We start from the raw sequence: 22,651 nt of genomic DNA, 5'->3' as shown, positions 1-22,651 counted from the left end.
TTTGATTTATCAACGACGCAAAAAAGTGTGCCTTAAGAGTCAATGGCGTGACGTGAACGGATACCTATTTATAGTTATATTGAAGTTTTTTAGGTCGATTTCAGCCGCTTTGAGCTGTTTTGAGGAGTTTTGAGGAGATAAATCCAGCAAAATAAGCCTGATTTCATCAAAACAGACGCCTTTGGCTGATATGGTTTCGTTGCGAGGAGTGGTATTATCTGCAGGTTAACACTCAAACATAGAGCCTAATCGTGACCAGCATTTTCTTTAATCGCCATTATCCAACCCTTGAATCTGCTTGCGAGCGCTGGGGGCTGGAGTTCGATGCAAACGCAGAGTTTGAGTTGGTGTTTGAGAATGACATCCTGACCCTGATCAAGCGCGATGAACCTAAACTAAAAGGGATCTCTGTCGATTTCGTTTCCGGTGCAGTGGCTCATCGTCGTAAATTCGGCGGCGGCCGAGGTCAGTCGATTGCTAAAGCGGTAGGCCTTAAACAAGGTGTCACCCCAACTGTGGTTGATGGCACTGCAGGCCTGGGGCGTGATGCGTTTGTATTAGCAAGTTTAGGTTGTAAGGTAACCATGGTTGAGCGTCATCCTGTTGTGGCAGCACTGTTAGAAGATGGTCTGCGCCGCGCCTATGAAGATGCCGAAATTGGTGATTGGATGCGTGAACGTATGAGTCTATTTCATGGCTCGAGCATAGACTCATTAGCCGTCGCTGCCCAAGCGTCAAATACTGAAGTCGATGTGGTTTATTTAGATCCCATGTATCCGCACCGTGAGAAATCGGCATTAGTGAAAAAAGAGATGCGCGTGTTCCAATCACTAGTTGGCGCCGATCTCGATGCCGATGGCTTGCTAGCACCTGCGATGGCTTTAGCTACAAAGCGCGTAGTCGTTAAACGCCCTGACTATGCCGATGATTTAGATGGCGCAAAACCCAGCATGGTGATTGCCACTAAGAAAAACCGTTTCGATGTTTATGTTAAAGCGGCAATGACGGCTTAATACAGTAAGAGAAGGCCCTCATAAACTGATTATAGTATCTTGCTTTTAATACAGTTTTTAAGGGTCTAATGTTTGCTTTTTATTTACCCTCATATCTCGCCCTTATAATCTGCTATCCCCCGTCCTTAGTCTTATTATTTTAGTTACTCATGGTGTCGCTTCATTTGCAATCTACCTATAAAGGGGTGCGATAGGTCTCATTTCTTGTCACGAAATGGAACTAGCGTACAACTAATCACTCGAATTGTTTTAACAGGTGATTCGGCGGGGTTACATATCGGTTGGTTTTAATCCATTAGCTTCGTACAAGTATCTGCTACTTGATAATTAGCATTTGCTGCTAATTAATAGAAATTTAACGCAATAGAAATTTAAAACTCTTCTTTAGGAAGAGGGGCTTTGTGCATCCTAAATTCAGGGTGTTAATATTTTAAATAAAAAAAAGATAATCAATAAGAAGGAAAGAAAATGAAAATATCCAGCCTTTCTTTAGCTGTAGTGTTATCGATTACCTGTGTGCCTTCTGCGATAGCGGCAGGCGAAGAGAATCAACAAACTTTGCAGCAGATCTTAGCTGATAAAACTGAGTCAAAAGGTTTGTTTGATTTTTATCAAGATAGAAAAACTGGTGAGACTTTTATGTTAGTTAAAGAGTCTCAATTAAATAAGCCCGTTTTGTATACGGCTCATACAATCGATGGTTTAGCCGATATTTGGCAATTTAGAGGTCTTAAGCGAGATGAAAAGTTACTTGAATTTAGGCGCTATTTCGATCGTATTGACATCATAGCTAAGTCTTCTCGATTCGTGTTTGATGAGAGTAGTCCATTACGACACTCTAGAGAAGCGAATCTTAGTGAGCCAGTACTTGCAAGTTTACAAATTGAAAGCGAGCAAGATGGCAAGTTATTGGTGAATGTTGATGATTTATTCTTAAGTGAGTCGTTACACCGAATTTCACAATGGCCTGTTGCCGATGCTCAAGAAAATAAAAAACAGTTCAAGCTTGGGCAATTAGATATTACAAAATCCCGTATCGTTAAAAATCGTAGCTACGACAATAATATTGATGTGATTGTTGAGTATGTCTTTAATAATGATAATCCTTGGGGGGTCGGCTCAAAAGCCCTAACAGATCCTCGAGTTGCCTCGCTTAAAATCCAACATTCATTTTTTGAACTCCCAGATACTGATTTTGAGTCCCGTCTTGATGATGCCCGAGTGGGATATTTTCCACATCAGTTAGACAATAAAACTTCTGCTGATTGGACGCCCTATGACGATGTAATAGTACGTTGGAACTTACAGAAAAAAGATCCATCAGCGGCTTTATCTGAACCCCTAGTGCCGATAACTTGGTGGATTGAGAATACGACTCCCTATGAATGGCGCGATACGATTAAACAAGGGGTATTAACTTGGAATAAAGCGTTTGAAAAAATCGGTTTTAAAAATGCTATTCAAGTAAAGATACAGCCTGATGATGCAAATTGGGATGCAGGGGACATTAATTACAACGTACTACGCTGGATGTCATCGCCTAAACCATTAAGCAATGGTTATGGTGATGCTGTGTCTAATCCCCTTACTGGGGAGATTTTGGGAGCAGATCTAGTTCTAGAATATCGTTTCATGAGGAACACTTGGGCAGAGCATCAGATGTATAGCCAAGGAATAGATGCTGGTTTTAAAGCCGAAACAAATAATTTAAATACTCAGCCGTTTAATTGTAGCTCAGGTCACCAATTGCAACTTGGGCAGCTATTGGCTCAGTCTATTGCAACAGAAGATATGACCCAAGAGACTGTACTCGAAGAAGGATTGCGAATGTTGGTCATGCATGAGATCGGGCATACATTGGGTTTAAGTCATAATATGAAAGCGTCAAGCCTATGGGATGAAAGGGAAATCCATAATAAATCGATCACTCAAGGTGTACTCACCGGGTCGATCATGGAATATGCACCTATCAATTTGGCTCCAATTGGTGTTGAGCAGGGAGACTATTTTCAGACGGAACTTGGCCCTTATGATTATTGGGCAATTGAATATGGCTATTCTGTAGGTTTGAAAGATAAATCAGCAGAAAGAAAGCGATTGCAACAAATACTGAGTCGCTCCGCAGAGAAGGGGTTAGCTTTTGGTAATGACGCAGATGATATGCGACGTTCAGGAGTGCATATTGATCCTATGAGTATGACCGGAGATATGTCTTCTAACCCAGTCGCTTACGCGGTTGAACGAATGGCACTGATTAATCAGAACTTGGGAGAGCTTAAGAAAACAGCGTTAGTGAGAGGTGAATCGTATCAACAGCTATTAACTTCTGTTAATGCCCTCTATGGTGACTATAAGAAGCAGGCTGTGATTATCTCCCGCCAAATTGGTGGGGTGAATGTCGAGCGTAGCTTTGTTGGCGATAATACGCGTGCGCCTTATACACCTGTGACAGTTGAAAAACAGCTACAAGCAATGAATGCACTGGCTCAGTATGTGTTTTCTGAGCAGGCACTTACGTCTTTAGAGCCGCTTTATGGCTATATGCAGCATCAACGTCGGGGCTGGGATAGTAGCGGAAAAAATGAAGACCCAAAGGCTCATCAAATGGTGCTTAACATGCAATCGTCAGTGCTGGATCATTTGCTTCATAAGAATGTGTTGCAACGCATCTCTGATACCGAGCTATATGGCAATGACTACGGCCTTAATACGTACTTGAACGACCTGACTGCTGCTATTTTCGTAGATTCACAGGCGCTTAAGTCAACCAGCCAAAACCTGCAGGTTGAGTATGTACAAAGATTGATAAAGATTGCAGGCATAGGGCTTGATTCAGCGTACTCACATATCAATAAGTCTGCTGCTTTATATCAACTTCGCGCCATTGCAGATCGCAGTACTCCTTGGGGAGCGGACCAAGTGACTAAGGCACACAAAGCGTATGTGGATCTTTTAATTGAGAAAGCGCTGCAGGTATAGTTGATTCGCGAGTAACCGATTAAAAAAAGCCTAGCTATTCTAGCTAGGCTTTATCGTTTTTGATTGACTGTTATTAGTATAAATACAAAATTGAAGCTAGGCCCAAGAAGCAGAAGAAGCCGACAACATCAGTAACAGTGGTAAGAATAACTGAACCTGATAGCGCAGCGTCTTGATTCATTTTTTGTAGGATCATAGGTACCATGACCCCGGCTACGGCAGCGACTGCCATATTGATTAAGATAGCCGCGCCGATCACTGTGCCTATGATAGGGTCGCTAAACCACCATCCGGCAATGAGGCCAATCACAATCGCCCACAGCACGCCATTTAATATACCTATGCCAAGTTCGTTCTTGAGTAGCGATATGACGTTACCCGAGGAGATCTGCCCCATGGCCATGCCGCGGATCATCAGGGTGAGCGACTGACTGCCAGCAATGCCGCCCATAGAGGCCACTATCGGCATCAGTACCGCTAGGGCGACCACTTTTTCCAGAACATTTTCAAACAGGCCAATGGTGGCCGAGGCTAAAAATGCGGTCAGCAAGTTAATGCCAAGCCAGACAGCGCGGCGACGGGCACCAACGGTAATAGGGGCGAACAGATCGTCGTCCTCGTCCATACCCGCTGTTGCCATTAATTGTGACTCATAGTGCTCACGCACCAGAGCGGTGGCGGTGCGCAACGTCATACGGCCGATCATGATGCCGCTGGCATCGACGACCGCAATTTCTAATTCATTACTGTGTTCAATCGCTTCAGCGGCTTCAATCAAGCTGGCATCGGCCAGAATTGAGCGGCTGTCTTCCCACAATAAGCTTTCTAAGGTGCACTCGGGCGCGGCACGAAATACATCGTGGCGGCGCACACTACCAATATATTTGTCATCATCATCGAGCAAGAATACATGATCATTACAGTCGAGCTTAATACGGCGGAAGAAACGCTGCGCCTGTGAAACCGTCGATGTCAGATTTAACGCTAAGAATTGATGCTCGGCATAACGGCCAATCTCATTTTCTGAATATTGATCGTAGCGGTCATAGTGCTCTCTTTGGCGCTCGCCCATCTGCGATAGCGCACGGTCGGTCATTGCCTCGGGTAGCGTATCGCTCCACTCAATCAAGTCTTCTGGTGAGATCTGCGAGAACAGCGAGTCTAACTCGGTTTCTGGCATCTCTTTCAAGATGCCATTACGAGGATCGGCACGCATCAAGTCTAATACGGCGATGCGCTCGTTAGCATCGACCTGAGACCAGCGTTCGTAACGTTCGTCTAGAGGTAGTGACTCTAGTAGTAGGGCTACGGTTCCCGGTTCCGCTTCTTCTAGCATGTCATTAAACAGCTCGGCCTGCTGCTCGCCTTCTGCATTGGTCAGTTGCTCAACCGATTGGCTCACTTCTACCATAGCTAACTCAGGCGTTTCATATTCTGAATCGCTTAGATGTTGGCTGTTATCGATAGGGGATTCATCTTTTGGCAATGACATGGTTAACCGACCTTTAATGGGACTTTGAAAAGTTCGAAAGCTAATTTGAAAAAGCTAATATAAAAAATACTTTGGTTAAATTACTGACTTACAATGAGTATGCAAGTCGTTGCTGTATGTTAGCTGCGCAATATTAGCATTTTGCAGTATGAGCATGATACAGCTTAAGGGCGGTGATTATACGCTAAGTCTTAGCATAGTAGGTGTATTGTTTAAGTTAAAAGAAGCCATTGGGCTATTTGAGTAGGACTGAGATGGGCTAAAAAAAGCCTTCATAATCATGAAGGCTATAGGTGGCGTGGTTAAATCAACATTTCTAAGAGTGATGAGTCAAAACTGAGTAAAATGTGAGCCCCACTAAATTTAGTATATTTTACTTTTAGAAGTAATAGGCCACGCTAACGTTGAAGCGTTTATCCCAGTCATCTCCTACTTCAGGAAGACCAATATGGTCATTGTTAGCAGTAGAGAATGTCATGTTTTTACCCATGATAAAGTCGATTTGGGTGTAAGTAGGGCCAGCACTGATTGCAGCACCTAACACGTTTTGCATACTGTTATCGTAGCTATCGTCATCGACGTCTGGGGTCATTAAGCCAAAGTCGTTGTAGAACTTGATATTGCCCCAATCGGTTTGCAGTGTTTTGGCGATATTTGCACTGTAGACCTGCCCCTTAGAGGCGACTTCGTACTGCCAGCTAACTACGGATACAGCAATCTTATTATCGTCGGCGCTATCGGCGGCATTAAACTCATACTGCATCGCCTGTAGCTGTAGGTTCCAGCCGTTGAACGTGCTATCTAAGTGAGCTGCGAAGGCGTATCGTTCACCATTGTTACCTGTCTCAGAGTTATAGATCTGACCCGCTTCAACCGAGGCGCCAAAAGTGGTTGATCCACCTTGGTGCTCCATGGTGTAAGTTTGGCGAAGGTTAACTTGGTTAGTTTCTTCGTTGTGGTACTCGGTACCATTGATCGTGCCGCTATAAAGGTCGGCCGCATAGCGCTTGTTTTCTGTTGGGCCGTATTCAGCCCCTTTGTAAAAGGCCATGTCGGTTTGCCAGCCATTGTGTTGGTACACGGCTTTCACACCGATATCGTGGTCATCTTCAAAGCCGAGATAGTAAGGCAAACCAAACCAGTAACTATTTGAAATATATCCTAGGTTACCGAAGGGCACCTTGTTTATACCAAATTGTAACTGCCAGTCAGGGTTGAAGTCATAGTAACCATAACCAAATTTTATGTAGTTAGTGTTAGCGGTAAAACGGTAATCTGATTTTAAGCCCCAGTTTCCTTGCTTGGCATCGAAACGTAAAGAGACCATATCGAAGGTAAAATCGCCGCCTTTATCTTTTGAGCTATCACTGTAATCTTTGTAGGCATAGTTAACTCGCACACCACCGTGAATATTAATGCCATCTTCTTCTTGTTCTGCAGCGATAGTATTAAAGCTACTTAGAGCAATGGCGCTTGCTAAAATAGACAGGTAGAACCTTTTATTTGATTTCATGATCATATTATCCCCATGTTTTTAAGTTGTATTTTATAAATTATCTTTTATTGGTTTTACTCGGTAGTTATAGAAACCGAATTGAGTTCTTTTAAATTGCTATAAACTCCTTTGGCTTATATTTAATATCCTTAGTTGAGTTTTTTCTCTTAATAAGTTTGAGCCGTGTATATTATTGCGGCGCTAATTGCTAATATTTATGGCATCATTAATTAGCGCCGCAGAACTTATTAGCTGTTTGTCGCTATTCCCTTTATTTTAAACTCAGCTGAACTTGTGGTTTCTAATGCTAACCCTTTGGTTTCTGGTGCCATAAAGACTGAGATAACGAGTCCAAATAACGAGATGGCGGCACCGACTAATAGGGTGGGAGAGATACCGTAGTTCGCCATAAATATCGGCAGGGCATAAGTTGAGATAATCGTACCAATACGGCTAAATGACATGACGGCACCAACCGCTGAGGCTCGGATCTCAGTAGGGAACAGTTCATTTGGGTAGAGCCACTGCAAGATCCCTGGACCGCCTGAGAAGAAAGCATATGTGGCAAATGCACCAATAATTAACCAGACGCTTGGATCGGGCACCACACCTAATAGTGCTAATGAGGCGGTCATTATGCCGAAACTGCCTATAAGGAGTGGTCGTCGACCTATTGAGTTTAGCCAGTACATAGCTGGGATACACCCCGCCATAAAGAATAGGCTGATAACAATATTGCCTAAGGCGGCGTCTTTACCATCGGTAAATCCGAGAAGCTCAATGATCTGCGGCCCGAAGGTGTAGATGGCAAACATAGGGATAACCTGACAGGTCCAGATAATACCGATGAACAGGATTCTCTTTAGATAGACGGGCTCGAATAGTTTGCTGTACTTGGTCTGTTCCGCTGATTCATGGGCTATTTCGACATCAGGGCCAAAGAACTTCTCCATCGTTTCTTTGCACTCTTGTACGCGCCCTTTCTTGAGTAACCAGCGTGGAGACTCTGGTAAGTGAAAACGCCCCAGTAATATGACTAAACAAGGGATTAGCGCGCTACCGAACATCCAACGCCAGCCATCTTCAACGTCATATAATAAGTAGCCGACCATATTGGCTGCAGTTGCACCGACGTACCACATTGCCGCTATGAACCCCATGGTGTAGGCACGTTTTTTTGTTGGGGAGAACTCTGCCACCATAGAGGTTGCAATTGGGTAATCTGCACCGATCACTATGCCGATTAAGAAACGCAATATCACTAATTCAATAGGTGAGGAGATGAACATGGTTGCGAAAGAGAGCACTGCGATTGCAATGATATCTATCATAAACATTAGCTTTCGGCCGAATATATCAGCGACATAGCCAAAAAGTGCGGTGCCAATAAATAGACCTGCCAAGGTTGCCGCACCGACTAAACCTATCCATTGAGCGTCAAGTTCTAGCGCTGGGGTGAGCTGCTGAAGTGCTAGGCCGATGATCACCAAAACATAGCCATCTAAGAAAGGGCCTCCACTTCCCCACAACATTATTTTTCTGTGTAATGGAGTAAACTCCATATCATCGAAGTTTGTTCTTGGTTTCATGCTACTTACCACCAAATATAAATTTAAATATAAAGCTATATGATTGTTGTAATTATTTTTATGGAGTTGATTCCCCACTTGGCTATTTCATAACCTAATGTGAAATACTACTAGGTAAAAATATTAAAACGGTGATTTGACCAATGTTTTGCTATGTTTTTTAATAAATGTTCTGTAATTGTGAAGTTAAATGGATTTAGCTTTTTATAGGTACGACGAAGAGTTGAAATAATAATTTCAACTCTGTCTTTATAATCTTTTTGTTAATTTGCCGGCTAGCCGTATCTATATTCGATGCCAAATGTTCCGCGAGGGTATTCCCACTTTTCTAAAATGGTTTCTCCGCATAGGAATTTGCATGTTCCACACTCTAAACAACCGGCTGAATCAAATCTTATGCTGCCATCATCTTCTAATTTATAAAGACCAGCAGGGCAGGCGTTGACCAGTTTTCGATATTCATTCATATCGGGGTTATCTTTTAAAATAATATGTGGATGACCTTCATCAACATGGAATTTATTGGCGCCGAGTTTGACATCGACATTAACTACTTCACTCATATTGAGGTCACTCCTTTAATTCCATCTTTAATCAGGTTCATATAGCCGACTTCTTTGCAATGCTTCATCAATGTCTTTCTGATGGGTTGTGATGGCTTGCCGTCAACAGTGAACATACTTTGCATTATGTCTGCCACCATCTTTGGGTACTGATTGAAGATGCGTGGGTTTTCCATAAAGGCTGGAAGATCTTTATATAGCTTGAGATCTTTCATGATAAAGCTGTCTTCTAGCAAGCTTTGATAAGTAGACAGACCATCGGCGCTAAAGTCATTGCGTTCGCGGGCTGTTAAAACGGCTTTTGCTGCGGCTTCGCCTGATGCTATGGCTAAATCCATGCCGCGCACGGTATAACCAATATTGAGACAAAAACCTGCAGCGTCTCCAACGATCAACACGCCGTCATCAACTAAGGTTGGCACCATGTTAATGCCTGCCTCAGGAACAACATGGCCCGAATACTCAATGAGCTTTCCGCCTTCAATCAGAGGCTTGACCATTGAATGATTTTTAAAATCTTCAAGCATTTGTGGTACGGTTTTGTTTGAGCTGCCAATATCGTGCAGGCCACAAACAATACCGAGTGAAACGGAGTTTTTGTTGGTGTAAATAAAGCCGCCACCCATTAGGCCATTAGCGGGTGAGCCAGCAAATAACCAGGCGCAACCTTCATCATTCTTTAGGTTAAAGCGATCTTGGATAACTTCTTGAGGAAGCTCGATGAGTTCTTTGGCGCCAACCGCCATGAGATCACCTTTTACGCGCTTAACCATGCCAAGTTGCTCGCCCAGAATGGGGTTAACACCTTCTGCTAAAATAACTGACTTTGCTGTTAGTTCGTCACCATCGGCCTTAACACCAATGACTTTACCGTCTTGAGTTAAGATCTCATCAACTCGGATCCCAGTAATAAATTGGGCACCAACCTCTTCGGCTTTCCCCATTAGCCACTGGTCAAAATCGCCCCTTAATAGGGTATAAGATTCTTCAGTTGCCGTTTGTGCTCGACCGTTGTGGTAGTCGAGAGTGACACCGGTATCATCGGTAAGAAAAGTGACTTTTTCTTTAGTGACTTTTCTTTCTATTGGCGCTTCTTTAGCGAAGCCGGGAATAATTTTTTCTAGACTGTGGGCATATAAACGACCGCCGGTCATATTCTTGCTACCAGCATAGTTACCGCGCTCGATTACGAGAACGTCTGCTCCCTCTTTTGCAAGAACATACGCCGCAACACAACCTGCAAGCCCTGCTCCTACGATAATGGCGTCAAATGATTCTTCTGACATACTCGTCACTCTCTAGGTATATTTGTCTACTCGCCTCTAATCTATTTTGCGATTAGAGGCGATTGAAATAACAATAAAAATTGTGTTTCAGTTAGGCTTTTAAAGCGCTAATTAGTGCAGGCATTACCTTGTTGATATCACCAACAATGCCGTAATCCACATATTGGAAAATAGGTGCATTCTTATCTTTGTTTACGGCAAAAATAGTTTGTGAACCTAAGGCTCCCACCATGTGTTGGATTTGGCCTGAAATACCTAGAGCAAAGTAGATCTCAGGTTTTAGCATCACGCCTGATACACCAATGTAGCGTTCGCGCTCCATCCATTTCTCTGTTTCAGCAATAGGACGTGAACAACCTAACTCGGCACCGATTAATGCACTGAGTTCACCTGCCACTTGTAGGTTTTCTTGGCTACCGATCCCGCTACCAACACCAACAACACGCTTGGCTTTGCCTAGGTTTACGCTTTCGCCTTGTTTAGCGCGGCGCTCTATACATTTAATTGCTGATGTAGGTTCGACAAACGCCACATTAACCGCTTCACCTGTGCGAGTGGTATCAGCTGCTGGCACCTCATAAGCACCGCTGCTTAAGGTGATAATGGCGACTGGGCTATTGATTTTCTCTTCTGCGATGGCTAAACCGCCGTAGGCCATGTGCTTAGCACGTACGCCATCTTCGATGCTAACTTCAGTCACATCGTTAACAACACCGGCTTGTAACTGAACACCTAACTTACTGGCTAGTGCCTTGCCGCGTTTTGTTGGGGCAAGTACCACCAAAGTGTTGTCGTTAGCGGCTGAAATAACTTGCGCCATAGTGTGGCTGTAGTCTTCAGTAATTTTTTGGCTGTCTTTGTCGCCTAGGTAGTACACATGGGTTGCACCATATGAATAGGCTGTAGCGATATCGGCTTCGCTGCCGATGACAAATGCCGATACTTTTTCGCCTAACGCTACGCCAGCTGCGATCATTTCAGGTAAACGGGAAGCGATATCGCTAAATACCCAAATATTAGATAGTTTGCTCATCATTTATCCTTAATTAGTTAAGTGCTTTACGTAAGTGTTCTGCGAATTGGGCGATCTGCTGCTCGTCATCACCTTCGATAATAATTTTCTGACGTGCTTTCTGTTCAGGTGCGATAACCGAAACCAGTTCAACTAACGCTGGAAACTCGCTTAACTCAATATCAGAGGCGCTTAGGCTGGTGACAGGTTTTTTCGCAGCCGCAAGAATCGTCTTCATCGAAGGGATTGTTGGCTCGTTAATATCTGCAGAAACAGAGATGACAGCCGGTAGCGTGACTTCTAACACTTCCACTTCATCATCTAACGATCTTTCAACTGTGAGTTTGCCTGGCTCGGCCGAGATGATTTTGCTTACGGCATTGATATTGGCTACACCGAGTAACTCGCCTAACTGTACGCCAACTTGTTGCGCATAAAGGTCGCCAGAACCATCACCACAAAGAATGAGGTCAAAACCATTTTTTTGTGCTGCAGCCATTAATACGCGAGCGGTTTGATGAGGTAGAAGCTGTTCAAATTTTTCGTCAACGATAACGGTTAAGTCATCGGGTCCACGAGAAAGAATGTCTTTGCGTGCTTTAGGGTTTTCTAGTGCCTTGCCACCCACACTCATTGCTGTGATGCTAGCGCCATCGACGAGTCCCTTGATCGCTACACCCGCTTCAACCGCACATAGGTCGAATGGGTTAATTTTTGGGGCCGCCTTGTTGGTATCTAAGCTGCCATCAGCAGTAACTGCGATATCTTGCTCTTCTGGCACTAATTTGTAACACGTAATAATTTTCATTATTTCTCCCGTTAAAATATTAAGTATTGATAAACCTAATATAAAAATGGACTGTAGAATCACCACTTATTATCCGTTTTTCTGAAACTTAACTTCTATCTAGTGGTGTCAGTTAGTCAAATAGGTTTAAAATTACTGATTTATATAAAACGCTTAGTTAGTTGAAAAAAGTTTTTATATATTCTTAAACGTTTTTTGCTGCCTAACGTTGTAAGTTGAATCAATTATAGGACCATAAATTAGCAAGCTAATGTTATATTGGTCACACTTATTAATCGATGCTTGGTTAGTCTTTCTAACAGAGATATTAGTTACTCTAATAGGCTTTGCTTATCGGTTTTTAAGTTAATTTAATAACCTTATTAGGTTTGCTAATAGTGGATTTTAGAGCGACTAATGTGGCTATTAGTTATTCTTAAAAAGTGGCTGTTAAGTAATTCTAATACGCTTATTAGAATTATAGTTTTCCGGTTGTGCTACTGTTTTTTATGGTGCGTTTCAGGCTGGTTCTGGCTTAAGAAATTGTAGCGGCTCAAATTGGACGTTCGTTGTAATTATATGTTTTCTCAGCTCTTTTTGGTCATTACTCTTGCAGTTATTTAACGCTGTAGTGGCATAGTGGAAGTGACTTTTTGTTATTGTTTACTTATCGATTTTCAATTGATTTATTTAGTGTGTATCGCAACTTTTATCCCCCTAAGTTTCTATTTCAAATGAACGTGATAACGATCACTGTATACCCAAATATTGGCTGGCATGATTCTTACGCAAATCAGCGGGCTTGAAATAACTAATTAATTATCTATAAGCGTATTTGGTTTTATAAATAATTAACTTTATTGTTTGGTGATTGGTTTTGTTTGCTAGTTATATTTATTGAGTAGTGATTTATAACTAAAAGTAAATAATTAAATTCTAAAGTACTTAGTTTGAAACTTTAACAATTATCCTCCTAAAACAGAGAGGGAGAAGTATTGATATGAACGATAAAACGATGGATGTAAATGCCACTGTTGGGAAGAAGAAGGTCACAATTGACCCCATTATCTTTTTTCCTTCATTAATTGCCGTCATATTACTTTCTTACTTTACGGTAAGAGATTTAGATGCGGCTAACGTTGCGATTCAAGAAGTATTCCACTATTTAACTCACTCTTGGGGGTGGGCGTTTGAGTGGTATATGATCTTTATGGGAGCTGGTTGGGCTTGGTTAACATGGGGACCATACTCTAACAATCGCTTAGGTCAGGAAAAGCCTGAATTTAGTACTGGAAGTTGGATCTTCCTAATGTTTGCTTCTTGTACTTCAGCAGCGGTGCTGTTCTGGGGCTCACTAGAAGTTTATTACTACGTGACTTACCCGCCATTCGATCTTGCCCCATTATCTGTCCAAGCTAAAGAGTTAGGGCTTGCATATAGCTTATTCCACTGGGGTCCACTTCCTTGGATGGGTTATGGCTTCTTTACTGTGGCACTCGGTTACTTCCTTTTCGTTAAGAAAATGGACGTGGTTCGCCCAAGCGGCACCTTAGAGCCTGTGTTAGGTAAGCACCATAAAGGTTTCATCGGTATCTTTATCGACAACGTCTATGTGGTTGCATTGATCCTTGCGATGGGTACCAGCTTAGGTCTAGCGACTCCTCTGGTTACTGAATGTATTCAATGGCTATTCGGTATTCCACGTACCCCTGAAGTTGACACCATCATTATCTCTGCATGGATCATCTTCAACGCTATCTGTGTGGCCTTCGGTCTAACTAAGGGCGTTAAGATTGCCAGTGACCTACGTAGCTACTTAAGCATCATCATGTTGGTGTGGGTGTTCCTTATCGGTGCAACCAGCTTCACCATCAACTATTTCACCGATTCTGTCGGGGTTATGTTAGAGCTTCTTCCTCGCATGTTGTTCTATACAGCGTCAGTGAGTGGCGGCAGCTTCCCTCAAGACTGGACCGTATTCTACTGGGCTTGGTGGGTAGTGTATGGCATCCAGATGTGTATCTTCTTAGCTAAGATCTCTCGTGGCCGTACTGTACGCGAACTCTGTTTGACTATGGTTGCTGGTCTAACTGCTTCTACCTGGTTCCTATGGACCATCCTAGGCAGTAACACCATGAGCTTGATGAATGAAAACCTTGTCAACATGCCTCAGCTTATTGAGCAGTATGGCGCGGCGAGAGCCATCATCGAAACATGGGCTGCATTACCTTTCAGCACAATCACAATGTGGGGCTTCTTCATTCTATGTTTCCTTGCCACTGTGACCTTAGTTAATGCCTGTTCTTACACCTTAGCCATGTCGACCTGTAAAGGTGCCGACGCTGATAACGAACCACCTATCTGGGTTCGTGTGGGCTGGTCTGTACTTGTGGGTGTTATCGGTATTGTTCTGTTATCACTGGGTGGTTTGAAGCCGCTGCAAACGGCAATTATTGCCGGTGGTGCGCCGCTGATTATCGTCAACATCATGATCATCGTCTCTTTCTTAAAAGATGCTCGTAAAAATAATTGGAAACCTGTCGGTGAAGAGGCTTAGCCACACCTGGGATCCACAGTTGAAATTGAGAGGAATAAATAATGGATTTTAAATTAACCGACGAACAAGAGCTTTTTGTAGCAGGTATCCGCGACTTAATGGCTAAAGAAAACTGGGAAAGCTATTTCGCAGAGTGTGATGAGAATAGCCAGTACCCAGAGCGCTTCGTTAAAGAGCTAGCCGAGATGGGCATCGACAGCTTGTTATTGCCTGAAGAGCACGGTGGATTCAACGAAGGCATGGTGACGCTAGCCGTGATCTGGGAAGAGTTAGGTCGCTTAGGCGCACCAACATACGTGCTATATCAGCTACCAGGTATCACTACTATGCTAAGACACGGTAGCCCAGAGCAGATCGATAAGATCATGGCGCTTCGTGGTACAGGCAAGCAGATGTGGAACTCAGCGATCACTGAGCCAAGTGCGGGTTCTGATGTGGGTAGCTTGCTAACCACTTATAAGCGCCGTGATGGCAAGGTGTATTTGACCGGTAGTAAGTGCTTCATTACCAGTGCTGCGGGTGCACCTTACATAGTGGTTATGGCTAAAGATGCTGACTCTGAAAAACCAATCTTCACTGAGTGGTTTGTCGATATGTCTAAGCCAGGCATCAAGATGAGCAAGTTACCAAAGCTAGGCTTGAAAATGGATAGCTGCTGTGAGCTTCAGTTTGACGAGTTTGAGCTAGAAGAGTCAGACATGTTTGGTATTGAAGGTAACGGTTTCATGCGCGTTAAAGAGGAGTTTGACTCTGAGCGTTTCCTTGTGGCCCTAACTAACTATGGTGCAGCGTATTGCGCATTTGAAGATGCGGCTAAGTACGCTAACCAACGTGTTCAGTTTGGTGAAACGATTGGTCGCTTCCAGTTAATCCAAGACAAGTTCGCACACATGGCTATCAAGCTTAACAGCATGAAGAACATGGTTTATGAGGCGGCTTGGAAGTGTGATAACGGCACGATGACTTCAGGTGACTCTGCAATGTGTAAGTTCTACTGCGCGAATGCAGGCTTTGAAGTCATTGACTCTGCGATGCAAGTGCTAGGTGGTTATGCGATTGCTGGTGAGCACCGTATCAGCCGTATGTGGCGCGATATCCGAGTTGACCGCGTCTCTGGTGGTTCTGATGAAATGCAGATCCTGACCTTAGGTCGTGAAGTGTTAAAGCGTTACCGCTAAACATGCACTGATAACAGGCTAGGTACTGAGTAAGTGAGTACTTAGCCTGGACGGCAGCTAGATTGGGATTTGAGAGCCTCTTTTTAATTTTAAGCAGATCGACACTGCTTCTTAAATCCAGTGGGTTGCCGTTCATCACTGTAGTGCTTGGTAAATTCCAATTATGACTATCTTCTCGGCGCTGTTGTCGTGATGAATTTTTGTTCGAATATTTAGAGAGATGGGTATCATGTCAAATAAATTGTCCACACCTACGTTTGGTCCTCTTTCTGGTTTGAGAGTGGTGTTTTCTGGTATTGAAATTGCGGGTCCATTCGCAGCACAAATGCTTGCGGAGTGGGGCGCTGAGGTGATTTGGATCGAAAACGTTGCTTATGCGGATACCATCCGTGTACAGCCGAACTACCCAGAGCTATCACGTCGTAACCTTCATGCATTATCACTTAATATTTTTAAAGACGAAGGCCGTGATGCATTCCTTAAGTTAATGGAAACCACTGACATTTTCATCGAAGCGAGTAAGGGGCCTGCATTCGCTCGTCGCGGGATCACTGATGAAGTGCTATGGGAACGTAATAAGAAGTTAGTCATCGCTCACTTATCTGGCTTCGGTCAGTATGGCACCGATGAATATACTAACTTACCTGCCTACAACACGATTGCTCAAGCATTCAGTGGCTACCTAATTCAGAACGGCGATATCGATCAGCCAATGCCAGCCTTCCCATACACAGCAGATTACTTCTCAGGTATGACGGCAACTACTTCAGCACTCGCTGCACTATACCGTGTACGTGAAACCGGTGTCGGTGAAAGTATCGACGTGGCTATGTATGAAGTGATGTTGCGTATGGGTCAATACTTCATGATGGATCACTTCAATGGCGGCGAAGTTTGCCCACGTATGACTAAGGGTAAAGATCCTTACTACGCAGGTTGCGGTCTATATAAGTGTGAAGATGGCTATATCGTAATGGAGCTTGTGGGTGGCATGCAGATCGAAGAGATGTTCAAGGATATGAATATCATGCATCTGTATGGTGGCGAAGAGATCCCCGCTGGTACACAGCTAATTCATCGTGTTGAGTGTCCATTCGGTCAACAGGTTGAAGATGCCTTAGATGAATACCTAGCACATAAGAGCATTGAAGAGGTGTTGGCAAGATTTGCCGAGCTAAACGTTGCTTGTGCGAAAGTCTTGACCATCCCTGAGCTTGATAGCAACCCTCAGTATATCGCGCGTGAATCGATTACTGAGTGGAAGAACATCGACGGTAAGACCTACAGAGGTCCAAACGTGATGCCTAAGTTCAAGAACAACCCTGGTCAGATCTGGCGTGGTATGCCAAAGCACGGTATGGACACGGCTGCAATCTTGGAAGATATCGGTTACACCGCAGAGCAAATACAGAGCTTAAGCGAGAAAGGCTTAGCAAAAGTATCTGAGTGTAAGTGAGGCTAGAAGAATGGATATCGTTGGTAGCAAAACATTAAGATGCATGTGGGATGAGCGTGCTCGTAAATTTAGTAATAACACAGCGTTGGTTTATGAGGATGCTGCCGGCGATGTCCAAGAGTTTACCTATAGTCAACTGAACGACGAAATTAATAGAACCGCTAGCTTATTTTTGAGTCTAGGCATTAATAAAGGTGATAAAATTGCGGTGCAGTTATATAACAGTCCGCAGTTTATTTTCTGTTGGTTTGGTTTAGCTAAAATAGGCGCAGTTATTGTGCCTATTAATAACCAATACTTATTTGATGAGAGTCTATTCATTATAAATAAGTGTGATGTTAAAGCCGTCGTTATTGAAGAAGAGTTTCTCGCTATTTATAGCAAGATGAAACAGCAAGTAGGTAACTCAATAAATAATATTTTGGTTACAAGAACGACTAACCCTGAGATATCGGAATCGATGAACTTCGATATTCTCGTGAGTCAGCAAGCGGCTGAGTTAGTCAAACAGATCACCATTAGTAGTGACGATGTGGCCGAAATATTATTTACCTCAGGTACAACATCGCGGCCAAAAGGTGTGGAGATCACCCATTGTAATTTGCAGTTTGCAGGCTATTACACGGCGTGGCAAACCTGCCTGAGAAGCGATGATACCTACTTGAGCATGATGCCGAGTTTCCACATCGACTTTCAATGTAATGCCGCCATGGCAGCATTTACCGTTGGCGCTAAGTTGGTGATGCTAGAGAAATACAGCGCACGTAAGTTCTGGCAACAGATCTGTGATTACAAAGCGACGATTACTCACAGTATGCCTATGATAGTTCGCACCTTAATGCTGCAGCCTAAAGTGGCAACTGAGCGTGACCATTGTCTACGTGACATGCTGTTTTTCTTACATATTTCAGATCAAGAGAAGTTGGATTTTGAAACCCGCTTTAATGTGCAATTGTTTAATTCTTATGGCATGACAGAAACCTTAGTGGGCCTGATTGGTGATAGCCCCGCAGAGGAGCGTCACTGGCCGTCAATAGGCCGTCCCGGCCTAGGTTATGAAGCCAAAATTGCCGATGAAAATGGCCAAGAACTGGCTGCGAATGTGGTGGGCGATCTTTGGGTGAAAGGTGTACCCGGTCGCACGATCATGAAGGGCTACTATCAAGACCAAAAATCGACTGAAGAAGTATTAAGTGCCGATGGTTGGCTCTATACCGGTGACAAAGCCTATGTCGATGAAAGTGGTTTATTTTACTTTGTCGATAGAAAGACAAACATGATAAAGCGCTCTGGTGAAAATATTTCCAGCTCCGAAATTGAAAAAGTTTTAATGTCCCATCCCTATATTCTCGATGCAGCCGTTATTGGCGTGCCAGATTTAATTCGCGATGAGGCCGTTAAAGCATTTGTCATATTTAATGAGGGTGTGTCTTTAAGTGTCGAGCAAATTTTACAGTACTGTGCTGAAAATATGGCGAAATTTAAAGTTCCATCTTTTATCGAAATAAAAAAATCTTTTCCAAGAACCTGTACCTGCAAAGTACAAAAAAAACTTCTAATGTGAAGTTAACTTAATTAGCTTTTAAATAAATGAGTCTGAAGTGGCTCTATATTGGAGTATTAGCATGAGTGAATCATTACACGTTACCCGCAATGGCGCTATTTTAGAAATTACTCTTGATAGACCAAAGGCCAATGCGATTGACGCAAAAACAAGTTTTGAAATGGGTGAGGTCTTCTTAGCGTTCCGTGAAGATCCTGAGTTACGTGTGGCGATTATCACGGGTGCTGGTGAGCGCTTCTTCTCTGCAGGCTGGGACTTAAAAGCGGCTGCCGAAGGCGAGGCTCCCGATGCGGATTTCGGTCCAGGCGGATTTGCAGGCTTAACTGAAATTTTTGATCTTGATAAGCCAGTGATTGCAGCTGTAAATGGTTACGCATTTGGTGGTGGATTTGAGCTGGCGTTAGCGGCCGACATGATTGTCTGTTCTGAAAATGCCAGCTTTGCGCTGCCAGAAGCCAAGCTAGGTATCGTACCTGATAGCGGCGGTATGTTGCGTCTACCTAAATTATTACCACCTGCAATCGTGAATGAATTGATGATGACCGGCCGTGGCATGGGGGCAGAAGAAGCACTGCGCTGGGGCGTGGTAAACCGTGTGGTAGAAAGTGAGCAATTAATGGAAAGCGCTCGTGAATTGGCGCAACAGATTGCCCAAGGCGCACCATTAGCGATCGCAGCGATCAAAGAGATCTACCGTGAAACGAGTGAGCTTTCAGTGGAAGAGGGCTATCGCCATATTCGCGCTGGTGGCCTGAAAAACTACCCATCGGTTCTGCATTCTGAAGACGCATTAGAAGGCCCGTTAGCCTTCTCTGAAAAGCGCGACCCTGTGTGGAAAGGTAGATAGGTTTCAAGGTGTTTACGCTGGATAAAGCCTGATATTTCTATGAGATATCGGGTTTTATTTTAACTGTTTGTCGGTAATGGAAGGATTTACAGATGGCGTTGAAATTAGAGATGCAAGGGCAAACCTATGGCCCATTCGTTAATGAGTATACCGCTAGAGATGTGATGCTGTTTGCACTGGGCTGTGGCGCGGGAAGCGATGGTAAAACCGATCTCGATTATGTGTATGAAAAGCAATTAAAAGTATTGCCAATCTTTGCAGCAACCCAAATCGTCGATGCCGAGGTGACTAAGACGATAGATTATGGCTTTAATTGGGGCGGCTCTTTGCATTGGGGCTTCGATCTGCATATCCATCAGCCACTGCCCACCAACCCCGGGAGGTTGACCACTAAGGTACTGTTGAAAGGGCTATTTGATCGCGGTGAGGGAAGGGGCTGCTTGGCTCAACACATAGGTGAAACCTTCGATGAAGCGGGCACTAAGCTGTTTACCAACGAAAGCTGGGATTGTGCCTTATATGACGGTGGTTTTGGCGGCCCCAAGGCGCCTCAAGACATTGTCGAGATCCCCGACCGTGAACCTGATTTTGAAATCGAGCAAGACATTCCATTAAACCAAGCACTTATCTACCGTTTATCTGGCGATGATCATCCGCAACATGTGGATTGGGAGTATGCCCAGGAGTTTGGCCATCCTAAGCCAAATCTACATGGAGTCAGTACCGCTGGTGTCGCTTGTCGTCATGTGATCCAAGCTATGTTCGCCGGTGAGCCTGAACGTCTGACGCGCTTTAAGACTCGGCTGACTAAATCCTTGTATCCGGGCTGCAGAGTCAAAACTCAGATCTGGAAATGGGGCGAGAATTGTGTCCATTTCAGAGTCGCGGATGCAAATGCTCCCGACACCTTCTACCTCAACTTTGGTCTCGTTGAGTGGAAGTAAGCCTGTATAGGGGGGCTTTGCCCCCTGTTTAGAAAAGGGGGAGAGCTTAACGACATCTGTATTTAGCAGTTAGGTCTTAATGTTAGAGACCTAACTGCTAAGTAGAGAGCCGTGTGAATTTATGAAGAGTAAAAAAGTTTATGCCCTGCTATGAATTTGAAGGATTAGTACCCGTTGTCGATCCAACTGCTTATGTGCATCCAACAGCAGTACTGATTGGTGATGTCATTGTTGAAGCTGGAGTGTATATCGGCCCCAATGCTTCATTGCGTGGCGACTATGGCCGCTTAATCTTGCAGCGTGGCAGTAACCTTCAAGATGGTTGCATCATGCACGGTTACTGCGACATGGATACGGTCGTCGAGCTAGATGGCCATATTGGTCATGGGGCGATTTTGCATGGCTGCGTAATCAAGCGTAACGCCTTAGTGGGAATGAATGCCGTGGTTATGGATGGTGCGGTCATTGGTGAAGATAGCATTGTCGCCGCCATGAGTTTTGTTAAAGCTGGCTTTCAAGGTGGGGCTAAACAGCTGCTAATGGGCCAGCCCGCAAAAGTGGTGCGTGAGGTGACCGAACAGGATCTGCACTGGAAGGGACTCAATACGCTGGAGTATCAAGTCTTAGCCCAGCGTTCAGCAAAAACAATGCAGTTGGTCACGCCGCTAACTAGGCCAGAAGCCAATAGGCCAAGACTGAAAGGGGTGACTGAAGTGCAACCCAAGGCATAGCCTGCATAAGTCGATTAATCAATGCCGCCTGAGCGAGTCGTAGGGGCTCGAGGTTTAAGGGGAATGCGATCCCGATAACGCTTAAACCGATTAGCGCCTCAGGCGGCACACCTCATGATTGCAATATTAAGCTGTCGTCCCCGCGTTGGGACGATGATAGAGAAGGAAAGTGGTATGCCGTTAGATCCCAAAGTCGCACTGTATTTACAACAAGTTCGCGAGTCCGGTGCCAAGGCCTATGAAGATATGACCCCAGCGGAATCGAGACGTATCGATATGAATGAACTGACCAAAGCGCGGGCAGAGCGAGTGCTTGAGAGCGTAGCTGCGATTGAGCATAGCTTTATTCCCGGCCCCACAGCCGATCTTCCTGTGCGAATTTATCGTCCAACAGTTTGTGCCAATGATGAACCTCAGCCTGCCATCATTTTCATTCATGGTAGCGGTTGGGTGGTATCGAATATCGAGACCAACGATCATTTTAGTCGTGCGCTTGCCAATCGCACAGGTTCTGTTGTGGTAGCAATTAATTACCAGAAGGCGCCTGAGCATAAGTTCCCTATTCCAATGGATGACTGCTATGCATCGACATTATGGATCTTTGAGCATGCAAGCTTGCTGGGATTGGATCCAAAGCGTATCGGTATTTTGGGAGACAGTGCCGGTGGAAACCTTGCGGCCGCAGTCACCCTAAGGCTGCGCGATGAAAAAGGGCCGCAATTGGCGTTTCAGGCTTTGGTCTACCCGGCAGTACAGTATGGTTGGCAGACCCCATCGGCCATCGCCCACGCAGAAGGTTATCTATTACAGCAGGCGAGTATGAAGTATTACTGGGGGCATTATTTGCGCAGTGAAGCCGATGCACAAAACCCCTATTGCTCTCCGTTAAATGCACAGAGTCATAAAGATTTGCCGCCAACCCTGATCTATACCGCCGAATTCGATCCCTTGTGTGACGATGGTTATCTCTACGCACGGGAATTGCAAGGCTGTGGGGTAAAGGTTAAATACCGTTGTTTCGATGGTGTGATCCACGGCTTTATTAAAATGCTTGGAGTATTTGACCAAGCAGACGAGTTTCTCAATGAGTTTAAGCAAGATCTGATTGAGATCTTGGAATGATCCACTGAAATTTGCTTTTGCATGTGTTCGCAAAAC

17 protein-coding genes are annotated in these 22,651 nt (G+C 44.3%); 10 read left to right on the top strand and 7 right to left on the bottom strand.

Annotation, left to right across the window (positions count from 1 at the left end):
• The first annotated feature begins 251 nt into the window (after positions 1–251).
• Both L1D44_RS03745 and L1D44_RS03740 read left to right on the top strand, forming a co-directional pair.
• Positions 252–1,013: a class I SAM-dependent methyltransferase gene (locus tag L1D44_RS03745; RefSeq protein WP_239888871.1), complete on the top strand. Its 762-nt coding sequence runs from the start codon at positions 252–254 to the stop codon at positions 1,011–1,013.
• Between the two features lie 468 nt (positions 1,014–1,481).
• On the top strand, positions 1,482–3,992 hold the full coding sequence (locus L1D44_RS03740) for a zinc-dependent metalloprotease (protein ID WP_239888870.1): 2,511 nt from the start codon (positions 1,482–1,484) through the stop codon (positions 3,990–3,992).
• A gap of 73 nt (positions 3,993–4,065) precedes the next feature.
• Here the strand turns inward: L1D44_RS03740 and L1D44_RS03735 are convergent, their stop codons facing one another.
• From L1D44_RS03735 to L1D44_RS03705, 7 genes are all read right to left on the bottom strand, one after another.
• Entirely contained in the window at positions 4,066–5,484 is a 1,419-nt protein-coding gene (locus L1D44_RS03735) for a magnesium transporter (protein ID WP_239888869.1), read from the bottom strand.
• 379 nt (positions 5,485–5,863) lie between these two features.
• On the bottom strand, positions 5,864–7,003 hold the full coding sequence (locus L1D44_RS03730) for a hypothetical protein (RefSeq protein ID WP_239888868.1): 1,140 nt from the start codon (positions 7,001–7,003) through the stop codon (positions 5,864–5,866).
• Between the two features lie 224 nt (positions 7,004–7,227).
• Positions 7,228–8,568 (bottom strand): MFS transporter, encoded by a 1,341-nt coding sequence (locus tag L1D44_RS03725; RefSeq protein WP_220771115.1) that lies wholly within the window; start codon positions 8,566–8,568, stop codon positions 7,228–7,230.
• A gap of 275 nt (positions 8,569–8,843) precedes the next feature.
• Positions 8,844–9,131, bottom strand: a complete 288-nt coding sequence (locus L1D44_RS03720) for a 4Fe-4S dicluster domain-containing protein (protein ID WP_220771116.1) — start codon at positions 9,129–9,131, stop codon at positions 8,844–8,846.
• The gene (locus tag L1D44_RS03715) at positions 9,128–10,417 is read right to left on the bottom strand and encodes an FAD-dependent oxidoreductase (protein WP_239888867.1); all 1,290 of its coding nucleotides are present in this window, start codon (positions 10,415–10,417) and stop codon (positions 9,128–9,130) included. The genes L1D44_RS03720 and L1D44_RS03715 overlap by 4 nt, the downstream gene beginning before the upstream one ends.
• Positions 10,418–10,508: 91 nt before the next feature.
• Positions 10,509–11,453, bottom strand: a complete 945-nt coding sequence (locus L1D44_RS03710; RefSeq protein ID WP_239888866.1) for an FAD-binding protein — start codon at positions 11,451–11,453, stop codon at positions 10,509–10,511.
• A gap of 10 nt (positions 11,454–11,463) precedes the next feature.
• Positions 11,464–12,237, bottom strand: coding sequence for an electron transfer flavoprotein (locus tag L1D44_RS03705; protein ID WP_239888865.1), 774 nt, complete (start codon positions 12,235–12,237; stop codon positions 11,464–11,466).
• 979 nt (positions 12,238–13,216) lie between these two features.
• Here L1D44_RS03705 and caiT point away from each other — a divergent pair.
• From caiT to L1D44_RS03665, 8 genes are all read left to right on the top strand, one after another.
• On the top strand, positions 13,217–14,773 hold the full coding sequence (gene caiT / locus L1D44_RS03700; protein WP_239888864.1) for an L-carnitine/gamma-butyrobetaine antiporter: 1,557 nt from the start codon (positions 13,217–13,219) through the stop codon (positions 14,771–14,773).
• Positions 14,774–14,814: 41 nt separating this feature from the next.
• Entirely contained in the window at positions 14,815–15,951 is a 1,137-nt protein-coding gene (gene caiA, locus L1D44_RS03695) for a crotonobetainyl-CoA dehydrogenase (protein ID WP_028766819.1), read from the top strand.
• Positions 15,952–16,180: 229 nt separating this feature from the next.
• On the top strand, positions 16,181–17,407 hold the full coding sequence (gene caiB / locus L1D44_RS03690; RefSeq protein WP_220770806.1) for an L-carnitine CoA-transferase: 1,227 nt from the start codon (positions 16,181–16,183) through the stop codon (positions 17,405–17,407).
• Between the two features lie 10 nt (positions 17,408–17,417).
• A complete protein-coding gene (caiC, locus tag L1D44_RS03685) occupies positions 17,418–18,971 on the top strand; it encodes a crotonobetaine/carnitine-CoA ligase (RefSeq protein WP_239888863.1) in 1,554 nt (517 codons plus the stop codon).
• Between the two features lie 61 nt (positions 18,972–19,032).
• Positions 19,033–19,818 carry a crotonobetainyl-CoA hydratase gene (caiD, locus tag L1D44_RS03680; protein ID WP_220770804.1) on the top strand — a complete coding sequence of 262 codons (786 nt, stop codon included), beginning with the start codon at positions 19,033–19,035 and terminating at the stop codon, positions 19,816–19,818.
• 92 nt (positions 19,819–19,910) lie between these two features.
• Complete coding sequence (locus L1D44_RS03675; RefSeq protein WP_239888862.1) at positions 19,911–20,762, top strand: MaoC/PaaZ C-terminal domain-containing protein; 852 nt, start codon at positions 19,911–19,913, stop codon at positions 20,760–20,762.
• A 140-nt stretch (positions 20,763–20,902) separates the two neighbouring features.
• A complete protein-coding gene (gene caiE, locus L1D44_RS03670) occupies positions 20,903–21,493 on the top strand; it encodes a carnitine operon protein CaiE (protein ID WP_239888861.1) in 591 nt (196 codons plus the stop codon).
• A 174-nt stretch (positions 21,494–21,667) separates the two neighbouring features.
• The gene (locus L1D44_RS03665) at positions 21,668–22,615 is read left to right on the top strand and encodes an alpha/beta hydrolase (RefSeq protein ID WP_239888860.1); all 948 of its coding nucleotides are present in this window, start codon (positions 21,668–21,670) and stop codon (positions 22,613–22,615) included.
• Positions 22,616–22,651: the final 36 nt, after the last annotated feature.

Origin of the sequence: Shewanella sp. Isolate13 (assembly GCF_022398325.1) — a bacterium.
GTDB lineage: Bacteria > Pseudomonadota > Gammaproteobacteria > Enterobacterales > Shewanellaceae > Shewanella.
The sequence above is the reverse complement of the archived record's forward strand: the minus strand, read 5'-3'. Positions and strand labels throughout refer to the sequence as shown.

Bases quoted from the DNA above. Each gene is read 5' to 3' on its own strand.
- caiE (WP_239888861.1), top strand. From the start codon at position 20,903: ATGCCCTGCTATGAATTTGAAGGATTAGTACCCGTTGTCGATCCAACT.
- L1D44_RS03710 (WP_239888866.1), bottom strand. From the start codon at position 11,453: ATGATGAGCAAACTATCTAATATTTGGGTATTTAGCGATATCGCTTCC.
- L1D44_RS03720 (WP_220771116.1), bottom strand. From the start codon at position 9,131: ATGAGTGAAGTAGTTAATGTCGATGTCAAACTCGGCGCCAATAAATTC.
- caiT (WP_239888864.1), top strand. From the start codon at position 13,217: ATGAACGATAAAACGATGGATGTAAATGCCACTGTTGGGAAGAAGAAG.
- L1D44_RS03665 (WP_239888860.1), top strand. From the start codon at position 21,668: ATGCCGTTAGATCCCAAAGTCGCACTGTATTTACAACAAGTTCGCGAG.
- caiD (WP_220770804.1), top strand. From the start codon at position 19,033: ATGAGTGAATCATTACACGTTACCCGCAATGGCGCTATTTTAGAAATT.
- L1D44_RS03735 (WP_239888869.1), bottom strand. From the start codon at position 5,484: ATGTCATTGCCAAAAGATGAATCCCCTATCGATAACAGCCAACATCTA.
- L1D44_RS03675 (WP_239888862.1), top strand. From the start codon at position 19,911: ATGGCGTTGAAATTAGAGATGCAAGGGCAAACCTATGGCCCATTCGTT.
- caiB (WP_220770806.1), top strand. From the start codon at position 16,181: ATGTCAAATAAATTGTCCACACCTACGTTTGGTCCTCTTTCTGGTTTG.
- L1D44_RS03705 (WP_239888865.1), bottom strand. From the start codon at position 12,237: ATGAAAATTATTACGTGTTACAAATTAGTGCCAGAAGAGCAAGATATC.
- caiC (WP_239888863.1), top strand. From the start codon at position 17,418: ATGGATATCGTTGGTAGCAAAACATTAAGATGCATGTGGGATGAGCGT.
- caiA (WP_028766819.1), top strand. From the start codon at position 14,815: ATGGATTTTAAATTAACCGACGAACAAGAGCTTTTTGTAGCAGGTATC.
- L1D44_RS03730 (WP_239888868.1), bottom strand. From the start codon at position 7,003: ATGATCATGAAATCAAATAAAAGGTTCTACCTGTCTATTTTAGCAAGC.
- L1D44_RS03740 (WP_239888870.1), top strand. From the start codon at position 1,482: ATGAAAATATCCAGCCTTTCTTTAGCTGTAGTGTTATCGATTACCTGT.
- L1D44_RS03715 (WP_239888867.1), bottom strand. From the start codon at position 10,417: ATGTCAGAAGAATCATTTGACGCCATTATCGTAGGAGCAGGGCTTGCA.
- L1D44_RS03725 (WP_220771115.1), bottom strand. From the start codon at position 8,568: ATGAAACCAAGAACAAACTTCGATGATATGGAGTTTACTCCATTACAC.